This is a genomic window from Treponema denticola (assembly GCF_024400535.1).
GTDB classification, from domain to species: domain Bacteria; phylum Spirochaetota; class Spirochaetia; order Treponematales; family Treponemataceae; genus Treponema_B; species Treponema_B denticola_C.
In genome coordinates, this window is the sequence record NZ_CP038800.1 from 1,905,073 (window position 1) to 1,922,499 (window position 17,427).

Sequence of the window (17,427 nt, forward strand, 5' to 3'; positions counted from 1 at the left end):
CTAATCGCCGTTGTCATCCAAATTATCTTTTTTCGCCTTTGCTTTAAGTATAATTCGTTCAATTCGATTATGTCTTCTTTCAATGTTTGTAATTCCGTTTTTACAAGTTCTAATTCCTTTTTTGATTGTATCAAATCCGTTTCCGACATCTCCAGCGACTGCAAGGCTTTCTTTAATTTCTCTTCCAGCTTCACTAATCTTTCCTTCTGCCAGCTCGATACTTTTTCCAACATCGTTAAGTTTATCTTGAGTGCATTCAATTCGCCCCGGATCAATTCCGTTTCTTTCAAGATCGCTTCCGTCTCCTCGTCCGTTAATTCCAAGGAAAAACCCGGCAATAAACAAACTTGCGAAAACAATACAAAAAATAAAATAACGCTTAAATTTTTTCTCCACATTCATTCTCCAATAAAAAGTCAACGAGAAAATATCAATTTTCGATTTGACTTTTTAAGCCGTTTCGCAACATTTGTGAGAAACGGCATTCAATAATACGATGTTTTGTGCAAAGCACAAAACTCGAAGATAAACAGTGAGGCAGAATTTCTGCCGAGCTGTTTATCGAAACTCCTCTTCGCTTTCTTTTTCTTCTTTCCGCCCGAACACCTTATCAAGCCAAATTGAGCCGTAAACCGGAGCCCAGCCGATTATGATAAATGCCCCCGATTCTACAATTTCTTTCATCGAAAGCCCATACTCCCCGAATCCCAACATCGGTAATAATGCCTTTATAATGCTGTGAATAAAAACCCAAATCGAAGCAGCTATAATAGCCCGCCTTGATTGATCTTTTGCTTTTTTCTTTTTCTTCATAAAAATTTTCCCTTGCAAATTATTTTAAATCTTATTTTTTAAGCCTTGTCTATAATTCTGTACCAAATAATACGCTCGCTTCCTCCCTTTTTAACTTGCGGAGAATAAGGATCAAAAAGAAGTTCCCCTTCTTTATTTACAACCCTAAAATGATAGGGATAGGCTGCTCCTTCTTCTTGCTCTATCTTTTCTATACAGGCATCAACCTTCTTGTAATCGGGATGACTTTTTACCCAATCGTAAAAGTCAGCCTGATCGGTACCGACTTCAAAAGCCTTTTTAGAAGAGCCTAGAGCTTTAAAAGCAAGGTTGATAATCTTGTCGCTTACCAAGACACGCCTTTCATACATGTAGCCCGCTTTGTGGGCTTCATCCCATAGACTGTTGTATTGCTCAACGGTAAGAGTTTTGCCTTCTTTCATTTGAGCTATTGTCAAACAGCTTACAAAAAAACATCCGACTTCTCTTATATCTTTATACATGCCTTTTGAATTTTGTTTTAATATGGTATCTATCATTTTTTTCTCCCTTATAAAAAAGATGGTACCACAAAAAAAGAAAACCCCGCCTTTTTAGGGGCGGGGTGGGTTTTAATGTTTATTTATTATCTTCAAGAAAAAGTTTATGCAGAAATTAAGCTAGGCATTTCAGAGTATGTTTGACCATAAAGCTCTCTTCCATTTTTTTTCTTATTAATTCCTCCCCATTGCTTAAAGAAGAACGCTGTGTTATTTTTCTCGCATTGTTCTTTTATATCCTCAACCCATTTTTTTTCCATAGGTCTGGCGCCGCTTCCTGATTCGCCCCCGACAATAACCCAGTCAATAGCCGATAGGTTCATATTATAAAGAGGGCTTAAAAGAGGTTCACATGAAAGAAATTTTATACTAGCCGGAACTTTTGAAAGTAAATCTATTCTGTACATAACATTCTGATGTTCTACCGTAACGCCCATCCAAATATTACTTGACCAAACAAGCTCTTTAGCATATTTTTCAAGAAGCTCTGCTCTCTTTGTCAGTACCTGAAAAACATGTTGCGGGTTTTCGTTCATAACTTTAAAAACTCTTTTTATGTACTCAAGCGGGATGTCTTCATGGAACATATCACTCATGGAGTTCACAAACACCATTCTAGGCTTTTTCCACTTGTAGGGTTCTTCTAAAGTGTCAGGATGAAGTGTTAATTTAAAGCCGTTAGAATATTTGGCACTTCCCATACATTTTAATCTTCCGGCCATTTTCTCGGCATAACAGTGTCGGCATCCTTCCGAAATCTTTGTACATCCTGTTGCAGGATTCCATGTAGAATCCGTCCATTCAATTTTTGTGCTGTCCATTGATAATACTCCTTATATTAGAAACATTATCATACGAAAACAAAACCCCGCCTTTTTAGGGGCGGGGCGCGTCGATTAAAGAGTTTTATCCAAAACAGCCCTTATGATTTCTTTATTCTTCATTGTAACTATTAACTGAAGTTTTACAGGTGTTTTGTTTTTGCTTTGCTGTAAAACTTTACTTGAATTATCATAGAAAGACCTAGGCTGAAGTTCTACATTGTATATTCTCTCCTGTGTTTCTATATTCTCTATATCCATTTTCCCTTTGAGTTTTTCAAAGTTATTAAACATTGTTCTTACAATAAACTCTCCTTCTATGGTTTTCGTCTCTTCATTGTCTTCTTCTTCGGGTGCTGATTGAAGCCTTTCTATTATATTTTTTTTTGATATTTCGATATTGTCAACTTTTAATATATTGTTGTCTGTTATTGGTTCAAGCTTCTTTAACAGATTTTCTTTTACGTTATCGCTATCAGAAAGAATTTTTGAAAAAACAACGAAAAGATTCCTATCTTTTTCAATTTCCGCTTGTCTTATTTCATTCTCTTCTTTTTTTATATCTGCTTCCAGTTTGTTTTTTTGTAATTCAATATCTGCCTTATTCTTTTTTCCTAAATAATCATAATGCTTACTAGATATTTTGTATATGGCAAATAAAGATGCTGCTACTACAAAACATGCTAACGATTGACTTCCTGACATATTGCTTACCATCTCCTTGATAATATCAAATTGCTCTACAAAAGAAATAAATAAATCTGAAGAGCCTTTTTTAACTTTTACTACAATATCTAAGTCCAGTTTTTTACTATTTGGTAATTTGCTTTCTCCTGAAAAATCTCTATAAATGCGATATATCGCTTCCTGTATGTCAAGGATAGCCCTCATTACAGGAGGAGTTATAGAACTATTGTAGTCATCTCCTTTTATTTTTAAATTCAGTGTCAGCATTGAATGGCTTATTTCAACTACTTCTAATTCGTTTACATCTTTAAGCCCTTTCTTTAAGTAATCTAAAAAATCTTCTTCATTAGATATTATTTTCTTTTCCATTGTATCTTACTCCTTTCTGTAATGTCCTTCTTTTGGTAATAGATAAACTCATCTCTCTCCTCACACCACCCTCACATAATGTCCCTTGACTTCCCAGTCCCCATCCTTGAGCGGGATTACCGCTCCGCTTCCGTCTTCATATAAAAGCTCCCATGAGCCGTCCTCTTTTTGGGAAAGTCTTTTAAGCGTGGTCTGCTCCCCGTACTTAACAACCATAATTTCACCCGATAAGGCCGCGTCAGTATATTCTAAAAGCACGAATGAGCCGTCAACTATTCCCGCTTCTGTCATACTTGTTCCTTTTATCTTTGCAACACAATACTTTTTGCCTCGCTTTAAAAACCTTTTAGGTACGGGATAGGTTTCGCCTGAATCAAAGGCTTCGATCGGGATTCCCGCTGCCAGGTTTTCGGCAAGCGGTAAGTCCTCAGTTTCTTCAGGCTCCAAAGACTCTTTTTTTAAGCCGTAGCTTGATTGCGATTCGGCAACATACAAATCTGAATAAGGCCTCAACTTTGGATCAGGCGTATATCGGTATCTCTTATCGTCCGCCTCTTCAATCTGTTTCTTTTCGACAGCTCCCTTTAGCTCGTCTATCTGGGCTTGTAAGTTGTTTAGTTTTTCCCCTATCTTTTCTTCCAGTTCCGCAAATCTTGGGGCTGTGCTTTCAAGGGCGAGGGATTCAAAACTGTTAGATACGGATTGTTTTAGGCTGTTTTTGTAGCCTGTTGCTATGCCCTGTGAGGGTTCAGCAAAAGGCTGTTTTTGTAGCTTGTTTATTTCTCCAATACCAGATAGAAGCCATTCTTCTGAAATATTGTACTTACAAGATATTATATGTAATATGCTTGCTGGGATTGTAGACTGATTTTCATATCCTACCAAAGTTGATCTCGGTATTCCAACCTTTCGTGAGAATTCAGATAGAGTTTCACCTGCTTGTTCTCGAATGTGCTTTATCCTTAACGAAATATCGTTATTATTATTCATAAAACCTCAAAAAAAATACATATTTTATCTAAATTTCGACAAAAGCTATTGACAATTTATCGAAAATCCGATAATAATAGTATATCGACAAGCTGTTTTATCAGCTTTACGATAAATATAAAAAAAGGAGTACGCTTCATCTTGGCGGGCGAACGTACTCCTTATGAAAAACCACCAATTAGGAGGCTATTTATGATTATAACAAAAAATGACTACTTTAACAAGATATTAAATACCTTGTTATTTCAACGGCATATCGTCTTTATGACAAAGGAGGCGATATAAAGTGAAAACTGTAAAACCTGATTTTATAATTACCAAATTGAGATTACGACCAAATCAACAAGAAGCACATCATATAAAATATCAACTTAGTATTAACAACTATAAGCTTGTTGATATAGCTAAATGTTTAGCTGTTTCAAGTCAAACTGTACAAAATGTAGTTTATGGCCGCCGCCGTTCTCGAAAGGTCGAGGCAGAGATTGCCCGAATCCTCGGAAAGCCCAGTTGGAACGACTTGGTAATCGAGGCACGGCTCTTTGTTTCCAATCCGGCATTCCGCCCAACTCAAAAAGATATTGATGAGTATAAAAATGTCTTGACTCTCAAACTCAAAGAAATCGAAAACCGCAAAGCCAAAATGCGTGAAGAGCTCGCACCCATGCGTGAAGCCGTACAGGCAATAAGGAGGGGTAGATGAGAAGAAGAGTAACTTTTAAAGATTCGCTTAAAAAGCAAAACGATATTTTTTATAAAATCATCGGCGAACAACAAGTAAGGGCTTTGGCTTCAGCTATTGGCGAACATGACATTGAATATCTAAAGCTTGATTTTTATTGTTTGTATGCCGAGGTTATGGAATTTGAAGATAAGGGTTTGATAAAGGTTGACATCGCTCGTTTATGGGATGAATATGCCGCTAAAAGACTCTTAGCGGATGTGTTACCGAATGTTTTTGCGAGCCAAACTTGCATTTGCCAAGCTGAAAACGGTTTTGAGCAAATTATCGAAAGGTTTCGTCCATTCAAATCTGATAACACAAGGCTCCATATGGTCGAGTTCAAAAAAAAGAGAACCGACGGCACCTTCCACATCGGCATCATCAATCCTATTAAGAAACTCAAAAATTTTTCTGCTATGGATGTTAATGAGCCGTTCAGAATATCTTTTTTTACGGAAAGCGCAAATTCTTTTAAGAAACCAGACCAACCTGTCTCGGCATAGGAAGTAGGCATAGTTTTTGTCCATGAACGCATTGTATCACAAAATCCAACTTTAGTACAAGGAGAAACAAAATGAAAATTGAAACAGTAGGAATAACCTATTCGGAATTAAGGACATTCGGAAATTATGAAAACAAGCGTTATGGAATCACACTTGAAGCCTCGCTTGAAGCAGGGGAAACAGCTTCTTGTGTAAAGGCTAAATTAACCGAAATTGCAAAAACCCAAGTCAAAGAATTTTTTGACGGTAAAACGGACGATCCGATGGATATTCCGTTTTAATAAATAAGGAGTAGAAATATGAGTCAACTAACCGAACGCTTAACCGGCTTACAACAGGCAATTGCTCAAAAAGAAGAACGCAAAGCTTCAGGTAAAAAAGAACCTTGTACCATTGACCTAATCAGGGCAGACAAAGAAAAGGCTCTTTCAATAATAAACAGCTGGCGTAAAAATGCTGTTCTCTATAGTAAAAAGCAGGCAATAGAGGACTGCAATTTTTTAATCAAATTTTTAAACAAGCTAATGAAATAAAGGAGCAAGACAATGAGTTCAATCTTTTTAAACGGCAAACAACCGCCTTACATGGAAGGCAGTGAATACCTTGCACTTTCTCACGGGCAAATCCAACACGCCGTTATGTCAATGACCTATTCGGGCAAAGAACGGGCCGCCGCTGTTGCAATCTTAACCCTAAACAAACAAGGCCTATCCCCTGCACAAATAGTATCATTGATTGAGGAATAAAAAAAATAAAAGGAGAAATAAATTGCTAAATATATACAGGGAGGGAAAAAATGAAAACCACAAATGAAGCGTACGAGCTTTTACAGGAAAAACTCGCACAAATCGAAACCGCAGCAAACGAAGGTCTTTGTAAAGAAGACTCACACAAAAGCTGCATGGAAATCAAATCTCTTGTCTTTGAAACAAGGCAGGTGTTAAACGAAAACTTTTACATCTCAGGTAATGAAGCCTGATGTGTAAAACAAAAGAATCGAACATTTAGGAGGTCAATAAATGAAATCGATTAAAAATGTTTCGCAAATCAATGAGGTTCTCGCACGAATAGCGGAACTGGATGTCGGAATTTCCGATGCCGATAATAATGCCTTGGAAATTATCAATCAAGCCAAAGTTAAGGCCGAGGAAACTTCCCGTCCGCTTATTGAAGAGCGTGAAGCCCTCGTCCAGCAGCTTAAAAACTATTCCGACTCTCACCGTGAAGAGCTTTATCTTGACGGTAAAAAGTCTGCCGACTTTACAAATGGAACAATCGGCTACCGTCAAAATCCTGACAGTATCGAAGTTTCAAAAGAAACGGCAGATCTTCTTGAAAAAGCCGGTTTTGCAAATTGCGTAAAAGTAAAAAAAGAGCCGGTTAAAGCAGCCCTTAAAGGTTTTAGCGATGATGACCTTTCCAAATTTGGTGCCAGCCGAATTCCCGGAAAAGAATCATTTTATGTTAAAGCCTCAGAAGTTTGCATAAAAGCAACTCCTAAAGGGGCTGCCTAAAATCGGCTCAAGACCACAGTGTACAATAATAATTCACTGTGGTCAATTTCCCTGCTTTGTTTAAAAATGGGAAAACAAATCTATCTTAACAAAAAGGAGAAACCTTTTAAAATGCCAAAAAACAAAATAGCACCGAACAACGCTTCAAAAGAAATCGAACTAAAAGGAAAAATCTTCAAATGGAACTTTGAAAAATCCGTTGCCAAAATAAAGCCCAAAGTTGAAAAATGGAAAACTCTCACCCTTGAAATAGCTCAAGAGCTATATCTTGCACGAGAAAACTTAAACGGACAAATAGGACAACGAAAAGACCCTCTTGCCGATAACTACCTCGAATTTACTTGGGCCGATTATTGCGAGGCTATCGGTATTTCAAAAAGAATCGCAAACGATTGGCTTAAAGTTTTTATCCCGTCTGCTCTCTCTGAAACAGGAGAAGCCTATCTTATGACCCCTGAAGAAATGAAGGCCGTCAATGCAGAAAGGCAAAAGGAAGAAGCCGATGCCCGAGAAGCTCGAATTGCAAAATTCTTAAAAACAGGCAAGAGAGACGAAGGCTGGACAAATGCTGATGACAGGGAATTAAACGCCCGTCTTGCAGTAAAGAGAGCTAAGGAAGTTGCAAACCTGTGGCGTGATAACAAACTAAAGGTTGAACCTCGAAGAGACTTCTTTGCCGAAATAATGAACCATGGTGAAGACTTAAAAAAATTCAGTCTTAAAACTCCGGCTCAAAATGCCATGCAGCTTAAAGTTTTTGATTCAATCGATTCTTATCTTCATTCCTTTGACTCAATGAATGAGCGCTTGACGGCAGCTTACAATTTGTCCGTTAAGCTAAAGGACATAGTCAACTACTATGCAGAGCTTGATATTCAAAATGCTGAAGCCAATGTAGAGGAGTAAAAATAATGGCAAGCTTAACGCAAGCGGTTTTTCAAGGCAATAAAAAACACCGCGAAAAAGTCGCTGTCTTTGAAGCATGGCAAACCCGCCGTCCGGGGCTTACTGTAAGAATGGCAGAGGAAGAGCTTTCAGACAGGTTCGGCCTTTCCGTATCCACAGTCCGCCGATACATAAAAGAGATAAGAGAAAACGGTTATCTCCCGGTCGAAAAACCCAAACAGGGAAGATCGGTCTTTGCTTGGGACAATGAAGCTCTTTCCTTTTTAAAAGCTTTTTACCTTGCAGTTCAAAGAGATGTCGGTTATTGCACGGTTCGCAATGCTTACAATCAAACCTGTAAGGTCGCTTTAGAAAAAGGCTGGGCTGTCGGCTCCGAGCCTTCGGCATACAAGCACTTAAAAACTTTAAGCACCCTTTTGATTGACTACACTCAAGGCGGCAGACGAGCCCTTGATAACCTCTTTTACATTGCCCGTGATTTATCGACATTGAAACCTTTTGAGGTTGTCGTCGGCGACCAGCACCGTTTCAATTTTTGGGTAGTAGATTCAAAAGGAAAAAAGTTTAGGCCCGAATGTTACGCATGGCTTGATATGCGTACCCGCCTTCCTTATGGTGTTTCTTTTGAAGCAGGCCCTTATAACTTCCGTACTGTTGCAAGAGCCTTACGGCAAGGGCTTATCCGCTTCGGTAAATTCGGTTCTACTTACAACGATAACGGAAAGCCCGAAACAGCTAAAAAAATTGACTGGCTTGTCGAAGCCTTGCAGACTTTTGGAATGGAGTTCACCGATGAGGCCGAGCTATTCAAAACAGAAGACGGACACTATGCTTTAGAAGATGAATCCGGATCTGTCATCGCTATGGCTGACACTTGTGAGATCTGGCACAAGAAGAATAGGCGTATCTTTGCCCGGGTTAAAAACGCAAAGACAAAACCGATTGAAAGGTTCTTCTCAACTTTTGAACAATTGTTATTAGACCGCTTCCTTCCGGGATATGTCCGGAATATCAAAGCTTCGGCCGCAGAAGATGAAGAGGCGACCCGCCGTCTTAATTGGCAGGAAGCTAACGGCTATCTTTTGCACTATGAAGAATTTGTTGAACAAGCTAACCTAGCCCTTGAAACATACGAGCAGCGTCTCCATTCTTCACTCAAACATTCTCCGCGTGATGAAATGATGAAAGCAATTGAAAAAGAAGGCTGGGAGCCTAGCCGTATTAAACTTGAAGATATCAAAGCCTTGTTTATGGAGCCCGACCACCGCATAGTCAGAAATAACCGCATTACAATATCGGGTATTAACTATGTAGGGCCTAACCTTACTTCCGAAATGGTAAGTCAAAACCGCAATAATCTTGCAGGGCTTCAAGGTCAAAGAATCGAAGTCCGCTTCGATCCCGATGATCCTTCTTCCGGAGTTTACGCCATTCATCCTGTAACCGGAGAAGCTATCTTTTTAACGCCTGAAAAGCGTATCGATTTCTTTGATGAAAAAGCCGTTGCCGCTGCAATCGCAGAAAAGAACGCTAACATTCGAGCCGTTTCGGAAAGCTATTCAAAAGCAATTAAGGGCTTCGGAAAGGTAATCACCTCAAGCCGTTATAAAAATCTTGAACAAGGAAAGAAAATCTCAAACGAAAATAAAGCAAAGTTTTTACCGGATCCTGAGCTGACCGATTCTGATTTTGCCCAAGCTGTAGCGGAGCGTCTTACCATTGTTATTAACGCCTCTCAAAACCGCCGAAGCGTTTACTCATCAGAGCGCGACCGCTTCGATGCAATTCTTGATGCGGTTATGGACGGGGCTGTTTTAAGTGAAGCCGATCAAGCTTTTAAACTCAAATATGAAAAAAATATGAGTGAAGATGAAAGGCTCTTTTTTGAAACAAAAATCAATCTTGGGCTTGAAGCCCGAAAGGAGAAAACAAAATGGCACTAAAAGAAGTTTTAAACTTTAACAATCTATCCCACGGAGATGCTGCACGCATTACAGGGCTTAACCGCTCCACTGTTTCGCGTATCGCTTCAAAAGATTATCCTAATTGGAAAGAAAAGGAAAGCGAAATCTTAAGCCTTCTTAAAGAAGCAGGCTATAATACAGAAAACATCGAAGAAGAAAAAATGGGTATCAGCCTTGACTTTGAAGCAGTTGTTATGACTCCTTCTGTTTCAGCTTACAAAAACCTTGCTTCACGCTTAGCTGATCCTGAAGGTTCTCTTTCTTCAAGTCTAGGTATGGTCATAGGAACAGCTGAGAGAGGAAAAACCTTTACCTCAAAATGGTTTGTTTCCGAAAACTCAAACGCTGTCTACATCCTTTACATTGACGGCTCTTCCATTACCCAGCTTCTGCGCGACATCTGCTATGAAGTGGCTAATACCCGTCCTCATTCAATGAGTAAGTGTATCACTGTTTTAGAGCAATCCTGCCTTTATCAGAGGCATCTTATAATCATTGATGAAGCCGATAAATGCCCTGTCAAACATCTTGAAACTTTACGAGGAATAAACGAACGCTGTAATCTTCCCTTTCTCTTTGTGGGAGAAGAGGCTTTAAAAAGTAAAATCGATCAGGTTCCTCGTCTTCGCTCGCGAGTGCGTCATCCTATTGTAGTCTTTGACCCAATAAAGGAAATTGACATTGCAGCTTATTATCGCTCGGCCGCAGGACTAACACTTGATCTTAAAACTGCAAACCTCTTATCAAAAAGAGCCCGAGGTGGTTTTCGTACGGTTGCAAACGAAGCAAGAGCCTTGGTCAACATAGCCAATGCTTCGGGGCTTTCTACCATCACCGAAGAGATGATAAATAGGTTAGGTTAAAAATTAAAGGAGTAGAAAAATGAATACATCAATAAACAAAGCAAGCAGAAATAAGATGTTGGCTCTTATTCATCTACAAAAGAATAAGACTAAAATTACGGATGAACAATACATCGGTATTCTTTTAGACCATGCCGGAGTAGATTCAGCTTCTAAGATTGAAAACATAAAACAGTTTAAATCCGTAATAGATGCCTTAAATAAAATTCTTATAGCTCAAGGAAAATCACCCTTAGGCAGTTCTCAAAATTTTACACCGCAATCTCAACGCTTCCTGAATGCTGTAAGAGCTAAAGCAGATGCCGTTCTCGGTAATCACAGTAAAAACCGCTTACAAGGTTATTTAAGGAAAATGGGTAAATCCGGCTTGGAAGATTGCAGCATGAGAGAGCTTCGCCGTGTTATGGGATTTTTAAGCATTATCGAAAAGAAATATTAGACAGGAAAACGGATATGGCTAAAGGAGAATTGTTTGAAAATTTAAGAGAATATAGAACCGCTCTTACCCCGCAGGAAAGAGAAGCGGCCGTCAAGGGTTTAATTCAAAATGCCCGAATTGCCGGCAAGTATTTCTATTCTCTAAAAGAAACATGTGCAATACTGCATTGTTCCCGAGATGAGCTTCAGACAATTCTCCACCAATTCCGTCTTGATGCCGTCTTATTTTTAGGTGTATACCGTATCCCATGGTATGACCTTGCCGGCTTTATTTTAGATGATCACGATGACACCTTACAGGAGGATTTAAATGAATATTTACAAGAAATCATTAGAAGAAATCGAAGCCTTCCCGGAATTAATGCAGGTTAAAATCGACATTCTCCCAAACTGCCCGCCCATCCTAAGCCCAAAAGAAGCAGCCTTTGTTTGTAATGTTTCTGAACCTACAATCCAACGCATGATTTCAGGCGGACTTCTTCCGGTTAATTCCGACCATGAAGTCCTTAAAAAAGACCTTATAAACTACATCAACACCCACTCTTTGGCAGATATTCCTTTGATGTAAAATCAAATAAAAAAAAAGGCCAAAAGCCCCTTAAAAAACCGTTAAAACCCACCAAAACCCGCTAAAAACCACATCAAAAATAGTCAAAATTGATTATAATTCCCACTCAATTTTTTTTAGAATTGATATTCCTATATAACTCAACATTATTTATATTTTCTTCCAATCTTTTGATTTCCTCTAAACAAGTTTCAAGTGCATCCTTACCGGGCTGATTATAGATATCGGGAAAGTTACCGAATTCGTCTGCACAGTAACCTTCAGAATTAAGTCCATAGGTAAAATCAAATAAGATCAATAAACCGCTATTAGGCAAAAAAATATGCATAGGCCAATAAGCATTTACTCCGGCCCCTCCGGTATTTTCACCTATCAATGTTGCAAAACCGCTTTGTTTGCACATATAGGCAAGCCGATCTGAAGCAGAATAAGATAGTTTTCCTATCAAAAGCCAAAATTTTTTAATTTTACAAGGCTTATACCCATTCAAATACTGCCATGAAATAGAGTCTCTTCGCATATAGGCTTTATCGTTTTTAATAGTATTGGAATTTTCAATATTAGGTATATCATTTATATTTATTTTTTCTATATTGATTTTTTTGAATATATGATCCAAATACGGCTTTGTATATTTATTTTCATTGTATAAACCGTAAAAAACAACCTGTTTATTATCGGTAAGATTTGGGCCGATTATAAGCTTACAATTATCGATAGAACCGCCTCGATTGGAGGTAATATCTATTATAATATGCTCATAACCTGCTGTTTCCATTAAAAAATTGTTAATTTCATCTTCGTATAATTTTTGCTGTTCATATGTAAATGTAGAAAAAGAATGTATTTTAATATAAGCAATTTTATTTTCTAAAATTATTTTCTTTTCAGCATATGATTTATTTTTATGATAAATCTTCCCATCCCTTTTCTGCCATTCCATATAAAATTTATCTATAATTTTATTCTTATCATTTAAAACATCATACGAGCCCTGACTGCTTAAACTATCCGAATAATCTTTATAGTGGATTGGAAACAAGTGTCCCGTTTTTTTATCTGATGTTATCTTCTTACATAATTTATCGTAAAAAGTATAATATTCTTTTTGATTTTTAATATTTCTTAGTTCTATATATCCTTCATTTTTTATTTTTTTTAAATCGGCCCCCTGTCTTTCGCAGACCTCTGTAAAAGGATAGCCCTCATAAATAAAATTCCAAAAGAACTCGTAATCAGCCCTCATTTTTTGAAAAGAAACAAACCGCAACGACCCGTCTTTCTTTTTTGACATAAAAACAGTTGTAGTAAAGAAAGCAAAAATAAAAGCAAATTGTAGAATGTAGATTATTAACCTTTTCTTTTTCATAAGTCCATTATGAGTTACATATTTTTATTTGTCAAGATCATCTTAAAAAAATTAATGATTTTAAGCTTCTACTCGATAGCTCTATTGTTTTTTGCCGATACATATAAAGTTACCCAAAAGCTAATTTAAGTAACACTTTACCTGCACAGGTGTTTTACTAAGCAGTTATATTTGCTTTTAAAGGAGCTCAACATGATTTTTTTTAAATTCGGTTTAAAAGCGAAAGTTTTTTTTGTTTTATGCTTTTTTACGATAGGATCGGCGGTTTTTGCCTATGATCCGCTTCCCGGAGGGGAAGAAAAGCCCGCTCTGCAATCCCCCTCGGTTGCCGGAGGACAGGCTTCTGTTACGGGAGGGCCTTTCGGAGATACGGTACCGGGCAGCCTTGCCGTAAATCCGGCTTTAGGCGGGGCCGAACAAAGGCCTATTCTCGACGTTTCCTATTTTTTAATTGCAGGCCTTAGCGAAGAAAAAGGCTTCGGTCATGCAGTCAATGCAGGAGTCCTCTACCCATTTAGATGGGGAAACCTTGCAGGAAGCCTTCACTTTTTAAATGCCGAATTTAATTCTTTAAAACTTGGAACGATGGGAGGCTTACGCTTTTCATATTCAAAGGATTTAACCGATAAACTTTTAGTAGGAGCCGGAGCCTATGCCGACATCGGAAAGGACTGGGGACTCGGGCTCGATATCGGAGCTCTTTATATGTTCGGAGACCTCGGATTTTTAAAAAACTTCAAGCTGGGCGTTTCGATAACGGGACTAGGCAAAACCTATAACCCAAATACAACAGGCATAAAGGGAGGTTCTTCAAGCGGCAGCCCTGCAATAATCACTCCAAGGGTAGGCTTTGCTTCAACATTGGTAGATATTGACGGCTTCCAACTCGGAATGCATGCAGACCTTTCGGCCCCCTTTTTCCAAAATCTTATTTTTAATACGGGACTTCACATGCTCATGGCCGATATGATATCCTTTAAAACGGGCTTTGTCATCAACACAGTCGAAGCAATTTATAAAAAACAAACATTTATTCCCTCCTTTAACATAGGAGTAAATATAAAGATTAAATCTAAAGGATCAAACGATTCCTTTTTAAAGAAAAACGGCTGGGAAGAAAACGAAATCCGCCCCGAGTTTGCAGCAAAACCATTTCATAACGGAATTTGGGCATTCGGCGGAGGCGTAAATGTTCACTTCGGGGTAAAGGACACCGAAGGGCCTAAAATCCAAGCGGAAATGCCCGAAAACGGCACACTGTACTTTTCTCCCAATAATGACGGAGAAAACGATGCAATGGAAATCCCCTTAAAAATTACCGACAAAAGATATATAACGGCTTGGAGCTGCGAAATAAAGGATGAAAAAGGAAACACTGTACGCACAATTTCGAACAAAACCCCTTTACGCGAAATGAAAGACGCAGTTTCATTTTTTAAACTCTTAGGAAAATCCAAAGAAGGAGTTGAAGTGCCCGATACCCTCCGCTGGGACGGACGCACCGATTCGGGAGAAATAGCCCCCGACGGAAAATATGGCTTTGTAATAAGAGCCGAAGACGACAACAAAAATAAATCGGAATCTCAAGTTTACACAGCCTATGTGGATAAAACTCCTCCCGCTCTTACATTTAATAAACCTCAAAACCAAGAAGCCCTCATCTTCAGTCCTGACGGGGACGGAAACAAAGACGTCTTTGTTTTCGACAACACGGGTTCAAATGAAGACCTTTGGACGGCAAGCATAAGCGATGCCCAAGGCAAGGTCGTAAAAAAAATAGAGGTTAAAAATAATGAACTTTCTCCTTTAAGCTGGGACGGAAAAGATGATTCAGGTGTTTTTGTGCCCGACGGAGTTTACAGCTATAAAATCGAGTCTATCGACAGGGCAAAAAATAAAACCGTATCAAGCCTTTCAAACATCATTGTAGATACATACAAGCCCTCGATCAACATAAATATCGATAAAAACGCCTTTTCGCCGGTAAGCAGCTCAAACAATAAGATAAGCTTTATTCCTTCTATTCCGATTACCAAGGGGCTTGAAGAATGGAAGATTGAAGTAAAAAATCAAACAGGTGCAACCGTAAAAACATATACGGGAAGCCCCTCAAAGATAGAAACCAAAAGTTTTGACGGAAAGGACGAAGCAGGAAAGCTCTTGCCTGAGGGTACATACAAGGCCTTTATTTCCGCAAGATATATAAACGGGCATAAGCCTTCAACTCAAACGCCCTCTTTTACCTTGGACATTACACCGCCCAAGGCTGAAGCAAGTACAAACCAAAAACTATTTTCTCCCGACGGCGACGGAGAACTGGACAGCATTATCTTTACCCACAAGGAAGAAAAACCCGGCAGATGGACGGCTGAAATCTATAAGGCCTCAAGCGGAAATACAATCACCGGTACGCCTATTTTTACAAGCAGCCTTGGGGACAAACTGCCGCCTCAATTTGAATGGAATGGAAGAAAGTCAGACGGAAGCTTTGCCGAAGACGGTAAGTACATCTATGTATTAAGGGGAATTGATGAGGCTCAAAACGAAGCCATCTCCAATCCCATACTTGTAGAGCTCAATACCGAAAAAGCGGATATAATTCTCCAATCAAATTATACGGCCTTTTCTCCCAATAATGACAGGGTAAAGGACAGCATGGAATTCTATCCTGTAGTAAAATCAAAAACGGCTGTCAGCTCATTTACTCTTAACATTGAGGACTCAAAGGGAAAACTTGTTAAGGCCTACAAGGGCAATACTCCTCCAAAGAAAATAACTTGGAATGGAGAACTTGATAAAATTTCCTCTTCAGAAAAAAATGGAACGGCTCCTGACGGCGTTCCTGACGGAATATACTCTGCCGAATTTGAAGTAGAACTCGCAAACAAAAATAAGGCAAAATCCGTTATTTCATCGATAACGATAGACACCGTTTATCCTGAAATTCAAATTTCCGCTCCCTATCTGGCCTTTTCTCCTGTTGAAGGAAACAACAAGCCCAACCTTCCCATAGATCAAATATCTTCTTCCGAAAAAGAATGGGTGGGACGCTTTGTCGATTCCAAAAATAAAACGGTAAAAACCCTAAAATGGAAGAACAAGGCCGATAAGTTTATCTGGACAGCAGATGACGATAAGGGTAATAAGGCCCCCGATGAAAAGTATACCTATGTCGTCGAAGCTGAAGATGAGGCAGGAAACAAGACAATCCAAAAACTTGAAGGTATCATCGTAGACCGCCGTCAAGCCAAGGGCTATATAACCGCCGAACACAAGGTATTTTCTCCTACAGGTAACGGAATAAAGGATGTTCAAAATATTTCGGTACTTACAAACATTGATGCCGAAATAGACAACTGGAATATTCAGATTTCGGATGTGGAAAGCGGTAAGGTTTTTGCCGAATGGACTTCCAAAAAAGACAAAAATCTGCCTAAAAAACTTATATGGGACGGCAAGAGCGGAAACTCAAAGGCTCCCGACGGCAGATATCTGGCAACTATGTACATAGAATACAAAAAAGGCGATATTGTAACAGCCTTTACGGAAGACTTTATCCTTTCAACTCAGGCGCCTAAGATCGGGGTCAGCACAAAGCCTAAATATTTCAGCCCCGATAATGACGGAACCGATGATGACCTCTACATAAGCCTAAAAGCCGATTCAAAGGCCGGCATCGAAAACTGGAAGTTTGAAATTACCGAACCGGAAGAAAACGGAGGCAAACTCTTTTGGAAAACCGGCGGAAAGGAAAAAATAACTAATGAACTCATCTGGGACGGACGCTCTCTTTCAGGAGAAACGGTACAGTCTGCAACTGATTATCCTTTTACCTTTACGGTAACCGATAAGGTAGGCCTTACCTCGGTTTACAGGGGCTACATTCCGGTAGATATCCTTGTTATCAGGGACGGGGATAAACTTAAAATAGCCGTACCTTCGATTATTTTTAGAGGAAATGCAGCCGACTTTAATGGACTAGACCAACCCATCGTCGATAAGAACAATAATATCTTAAAGCGTATTGCCGTTATCCTCAATAAATTCCCCGAATATCAGGTTCAGGTTGAAGGACACGCTAATACTACGACAGGTACCGAAAAAGAAGAAAAAGCGGATCTCCTCCCCTTATCAAAACAAAGGGCGGAGGCTGTCCGCCAATTTCTTATAAAGGAAGGAGTCAGAAGCTCCCGTCTTTCTTCGGTTGGAATGGGAAGCTCCAAGCCCGTTGCCTCCTTTAACGACAGGGACAACTGGTGGAAAAACCGCCGAGTAGAATTTATTTTGATTAAGCAGTAAAAACTTAAGACTTTTTAAGTAAAACAAAAGGCTGTTCCCCATACGGGATCCACACAAGGGGTTCCCATAAGGGCGGACAGC

The 17,427-nt window shown here is 39.1% G+C and carries 21 protein-coding genes; 14 read left to right on the forward strand and 7 right to left on the reverse strand.

Features of this window, described 5'->3' with window-relative positions:
• The 6 genes from E4N78_RS09025 to E4N78_RS09050 form a co-directional block, all read right to left on the reverse strand.
• Nucleotides 1–396, reverse strand: a complete 396-nt coding sequence (locus E4N78_RS09025; RefSeq protein WP_255810234.1) for a hypothetical protein — start codon at nt 394–396, stop codon at nt 1–3.
• Between the two features lie 162 nt (nt 397–558).
• On the reverse strand, nt 559–813 hold the full coding sequence (locus E4N78_RS09030; RefSeq protein ID WP_255810235.1) for a hypothetical protein: 255 nt from the start codon (nt 811–813) through the stop codon (nt 559–561).
• Nucleotides 814–851: 38 nt separating this feature from the next.
• Nucleotides 852–1,331, reverse strand: coding sequence for a hypothetical protein (locus E4N78_RS09035; RefSeq protein WP_016512145.1), 480 nt, complete (start codon nt 1,329–1,331; stop codon nt 852–854).
• 104 nt (nt 1,332–1,435) lie between these two features.
• Nucleotides 1,436–2,152, reverse strand: a complete 717-nt coding sequence (locus E4N78_RS09040; RefSeq protein WP_255810236.1) for a DUF5131 family protein — start codon at nt 2,150–2,152, stop codon at nt 1,436–1,438.
• Between the two features lie 75 nt (nt 2,153–2,227).
• Nucleotides 2,228–3,208: a hypothetical protein gene (locus tag E4N78_RS09045; protein ID WP_255810237.1), complete on the reverse strand. Its 981-nt coding sequence runs from the start codon at nt 3,206–3,208 to the stop codon at nt 2,228–2,230.
• Between the two features lie 60 nt (nt 3,209–3,268).
• The gene (locus E4N78_RS09050) at nt 3,269–4,198 is read right to left on the reverse strand and encodes a helix-turn-helix domain-containing protein (protein ID WP_255810238.1); all 930 of its coding nucleotides are present in this window, start codon (nt 4,196–4,198) and stop codon (nt 3,269–3,271) included.
• 286 nt (nt 4,199–4,484) lie between these two features.
• Here E4N78_RS09050 and E4N78_RS09055 point away from each other — a divergent pair, with 286 nt between their 5' ends.
• The 13 genes from E4N78_RS09055 to E4N78_RS09115 all read left to right on the forward strand — a co-directional run bounded on the left by E4N78_RS09055 (nt 4,485) and on the right by E4N78_RS09115 (nt 11,678).
• The gene (locus E4N78_RS09055; RefSeq protein WP_147623492.1) at nt 4,485–4,901 is read left to right on the forward strand and encodes a hypothetical protein; all 417 of its coding nucleotides are present in this window, start codon (nt 4,485–4,487) and stop codon (nt 4,899–4,901) included.
• Nucleotides 4,898–5,425, forward strand: a complete 528-nt coding sequence (locus tag E4N78_RS09060; protein WP_255810239.1) for a hypothetical protein — start codon at nt 4,898–4,900, stop codon at nt 5,423–5,425. Before E4N78_RS09055 ends, E4N78_RS09060 begins: the two co-directional genes overlap by 4 nt.
• Nucleotides 5,426–5,496: 71 nt before the next feature.
• The gene (locus tag E4N78_RS09065; RefSeq protein WP_255805561.1) at nt 5,497–5,706 is read left to right on the forward strand and encodes a hypothetical protein; all 210 of its coding nucleotides are present in this window, start codon (nt 5,497–5,499) and stop codon (nt 5,704–5,706) included.
• 18 nt (nt 5,707–5,724) lie between these two features.
• Nucleotides 5,725–5,958: a hypothetical protein gene (locus E4N78_RS09070; protein ID WP_255810240.1), complete on the forward strand. Its 234-nt coding sequence runs from the start codon at nt 5,725–5,727 to the stop codon at nt 5,956–5,958.
• Nucleotides 5,959–5,970: 12 nt separating this feature from the next.
• The gene (locus tag E4N78_RS09075) at nt 5,971–6,171 is read left to right on the forward strand and encodes a hypothetical protein (RefSeq protein WP_255810241.1); all 201 of its coding nucleotides are present in this window, start codon (nt 5,971–5,973) and stop codon (nt 6,169–6,171) included.
• Between the two features lie 50 nt (nt 6,172–6,221).
• The gene (locus E4N78_RS09080) at nt 6,222–6,404 is read left to right on the forward strand and encodes a hypothetical protein (RefSeq protein WP_255810242.1); all 183 of its coding nucleotides are present in this window, start codon (nt 6,222–6,224) and stop codon (nt 6,402–6,404) included.
• 40 nt (nt 6,405–6,444) lie between these two features.
• Nucleotides 6,445–6,939, forward strand: coding sequence for a host-nuclease inhibitor Gam family protein (locus E4N78_RS09085; RefSeq protein ID WP_255810243.1), 495 nt, complete (start codon nt 6,445–6,447; stop codon nt 6,937–6,939).
• Between the two features lie 111 nt (nt 6,940–7,050).
• A complete protein-coding gene (locus E4N78_RS09090) occupies nt 7,051–7,845 on the forward strand; it encodes a hypothetical protein (RefSeq protein ID WP_255810244.1) in 795 nt (264 codons plus the stop codon).
• 5 nt (nt 7,846–7,850) lie between these two features.
• On the forward strand, nt 7,851–9,788 hold the full coding sequence (locus E4N78_RS09095) for a Mu transposase C-terminal domain-containing protein (protein WP_255810245.1): 1,938 nt from the start codon (nt 7,851–7,853) through the stop codon (nt 9,786–9,788).
• A complete protein-coding gene (locus E4N78_RS09100) occupies nt 9,779–10,672 on the forward strand; it encodes an AAA family ATPase (protein ID WP_255810246.1) in 894 nt (297 codons plus the stop codon). Before E4N78_RS09095 ends, E4N78_RS09100 begins: the two co-directional genes overlap by 10 nt.
• 19 nt (nt 10,673–10,691) lie before the next feature.
• Nucleotides 10,692–11,111, forward strand: coding sequence for a hypothetical protein (locus E4N78_RS09105; RefSeq protein WP_255810247.1), 420 nt, complete (start codon nt 10,692–10,694; stop codon nt 11,109–11,111).
• 14 nt (nt 11,112–11,125) lie between these two features.
• The gene (locus E4N78_RS09110; protein WP_255810248.1) at nt 11,126–11,482 is read left to right on the forward strand and encodes a hypothetical protein; all 357 of its coding nucleotides are present in this window, start codon (nt 11,126–11,128) and stop codon (nt 11,480–11,482) included.
• On the forward strand, nt 11,421–11,678 hold the full coding sequence (locus E4N78_RS09115; protein WP_255810249.1) for a helix-turn-helix domain-containing protein: 258 nt from the start codon (nt 11,421–11,423) through the stop codon (nt 11,676–11,678). The genes E4N78_RS09110 and E4N78_RS09115 overlap by 62 nt, the downstream gene beginning before the upstream one ends.
• A 106-nt stretch (nt 11,679–11,784) precedes the next feature.
• Here E4N78_RS09115 and E4N78_RS09120 read toward each other — a convergent pair whose 3' ends face one another.
• Nucleotides 11,785–13,047 carry a S41 family peptidase gene (locus E4N78_RS09120; protein ID WP_255810250.1) on the reverse strand — a complete coding sequence of 421 codons (1,263 nt, stop codon included), beginning with the start codon at nt 13,045–13,047 and terminating at the stop codon, nt 11,785–11,787.
• 192 nt (nt 13,048–13,239) lie between these two features.
• Here E4N78_RS09120 and E4N78_RS09125 point away from each other — a divergent pair, with 192 nt between their 5' ends.
• Nucleotides 13,240–17,346 carry a FlgD immunoglobulin-like domain containing protein gene (locus E4N78_RS09125; protein WP_255810251.1) on the forward strand — a complete coding sequence of 1,369 codons (4,107 nt, stop codon included), beginning with the start codon at nt 13,240–13,242 and terminating at the stop codon, nt 17,344–17,346.
• The last annotated feature ends 81 nt before the right edge of the window (nt 17,347–17,427 follow it).

Excerpts from the sequence above, each read along its gene's own strand:
- E4N78_RS09110 (WP_255810248.1), top strand. The coding sequence starts at position 11,126 with ATGGCTAAAGGAGAATTGTTTGAAAATTTAAGAGAATATAGAACCGCT.
- E4N78_RS09045 (WP_255810237.1), bottom strand. The coding sequence starts at position 3,208 with ATGGAAAAGAAAATAATATCTAATGAAGAAGATTTTTTAGATTACTTA.
- E4N78_RS09080 (WP_255810242.1), top strand. The coding sequence starts at position 6,222 with ATGAAAACCACAAATGAAGCGTACGAGCTTTTACAGGAAAAACTCGCA.
- E4N78_RS09095 (WP_255810245.1), top strand. The coding sequence starts at position 7,851 with ATGGCAAGCTTAACGCAAGCGGTTTTTCAAGGCAATAAAAAACACCGC.
- E4N78_RS09040 (WP_255810236.1), bottom strand. The coding sequence starts at position 2,152 with ATGGACAGCACAAAAATTGAATGGACGGATTCTACATGGAATCCTGCA.
- E4N78_RS09085 (WP_255810243.1), top strand. The coding sequence starts at position 6,445 with ATGAAATCGATTAAAAATGTTTCGCAAATCAATGAGGTTCTCGCACGA.
- E4N78_RS09120 (WP_255810250.1), bottom strand. The coding sequence starts at position 13,047 with ATGAAAAAGAAAAGGTTAATAATCTACATTCTACAATTTGCTTTTATT.
- E4N78_RS09125 (WP_255810251.1), top strand. The coding sequence starts at position 13,240 with ATGATTTTTTTTAAATTCGGTTTAAAAGCGAAAGTTTTTTTTGTTTTA.
- E4N78_RS09070 (WP_255810240.1), top strand. The coding sequence starts at position 5,725 with ATGAGTCAACTAACCGAACGCTTAACCGGCTTACAACAGGCAATTGCT.
- E4N78_RS09100 (WP_255810246.1), top strand. The coding sequence starts at position 9,779 with ATGGCACTAAAAGAAGTTTTAAACTTTAACAATCTATCCCACGGAGAT.
- E4N78_RS09030 (WP_255810235.1), bottom strand. The coding sequence starts at position 813 with ATGAAGAAAAAGAAAAAAGCAAAAGATCAATCAAGGCGGGCTATTATA.
- E4N78_RS09035 (WP_016512145.1), bottom strand. The coding sequence starts at position 1,331 with ATGATAGATACCATATTAAAACAAAATTCAAAAGGCATGTATAAAGAT.
- E4N78_RS09050 (WP_255810238.1), bottom strand. The coding sequence starts at position 4,198 with ATGAATAATAATAACGATATTTCGTTAAGGATAAAGCACATTCGAGAA.
- E4N78_RS09105 (WP_255810247.1), top strand. The coding sequence starts at position 10,692 with ATGAATACATCAATAAACAAAGCAAGCAGAAATAAGATGTTGGCTCTT.
- E4N78_RS09115 (WP_255810249.1), top strand. The coding sequence starts at position 11,421 with ATGAATATTTACAAGAAATCATTAGAAGAAATCGAAGCCTTCCCGGAA.
- E4N78_RS09060 (WP_255810239.1), top strand. The coding sequence starts at position 4,898 with ATGAGAAGAAGAGTAACTTTTAAAGATTCGCTTAAAAAGCAAAACGAT.
- E4N78_RS09065 (WP_255805561.1), top strand. The coding sequence starts at position 5,497 with ATGAAAATTGAAACAGTAGGAATAACCTATTCGGAATTAAGGACATTC.
- E4N78_RS09075 (WP_255810241.1), top strand. The coding sequence starts at position 5,971 with ATGAGTTCAATCTTTTTAAACGGCAAACAACCGCCTTACATGGAAGGC.
- E4N78_RS09090 (WP_255810244.1), top strand. The coding sequence starts at position 7,051 with ATGCCAAAAAACAAAATAGCACCGAACAACGCTTCAAAAGAAATCGAA.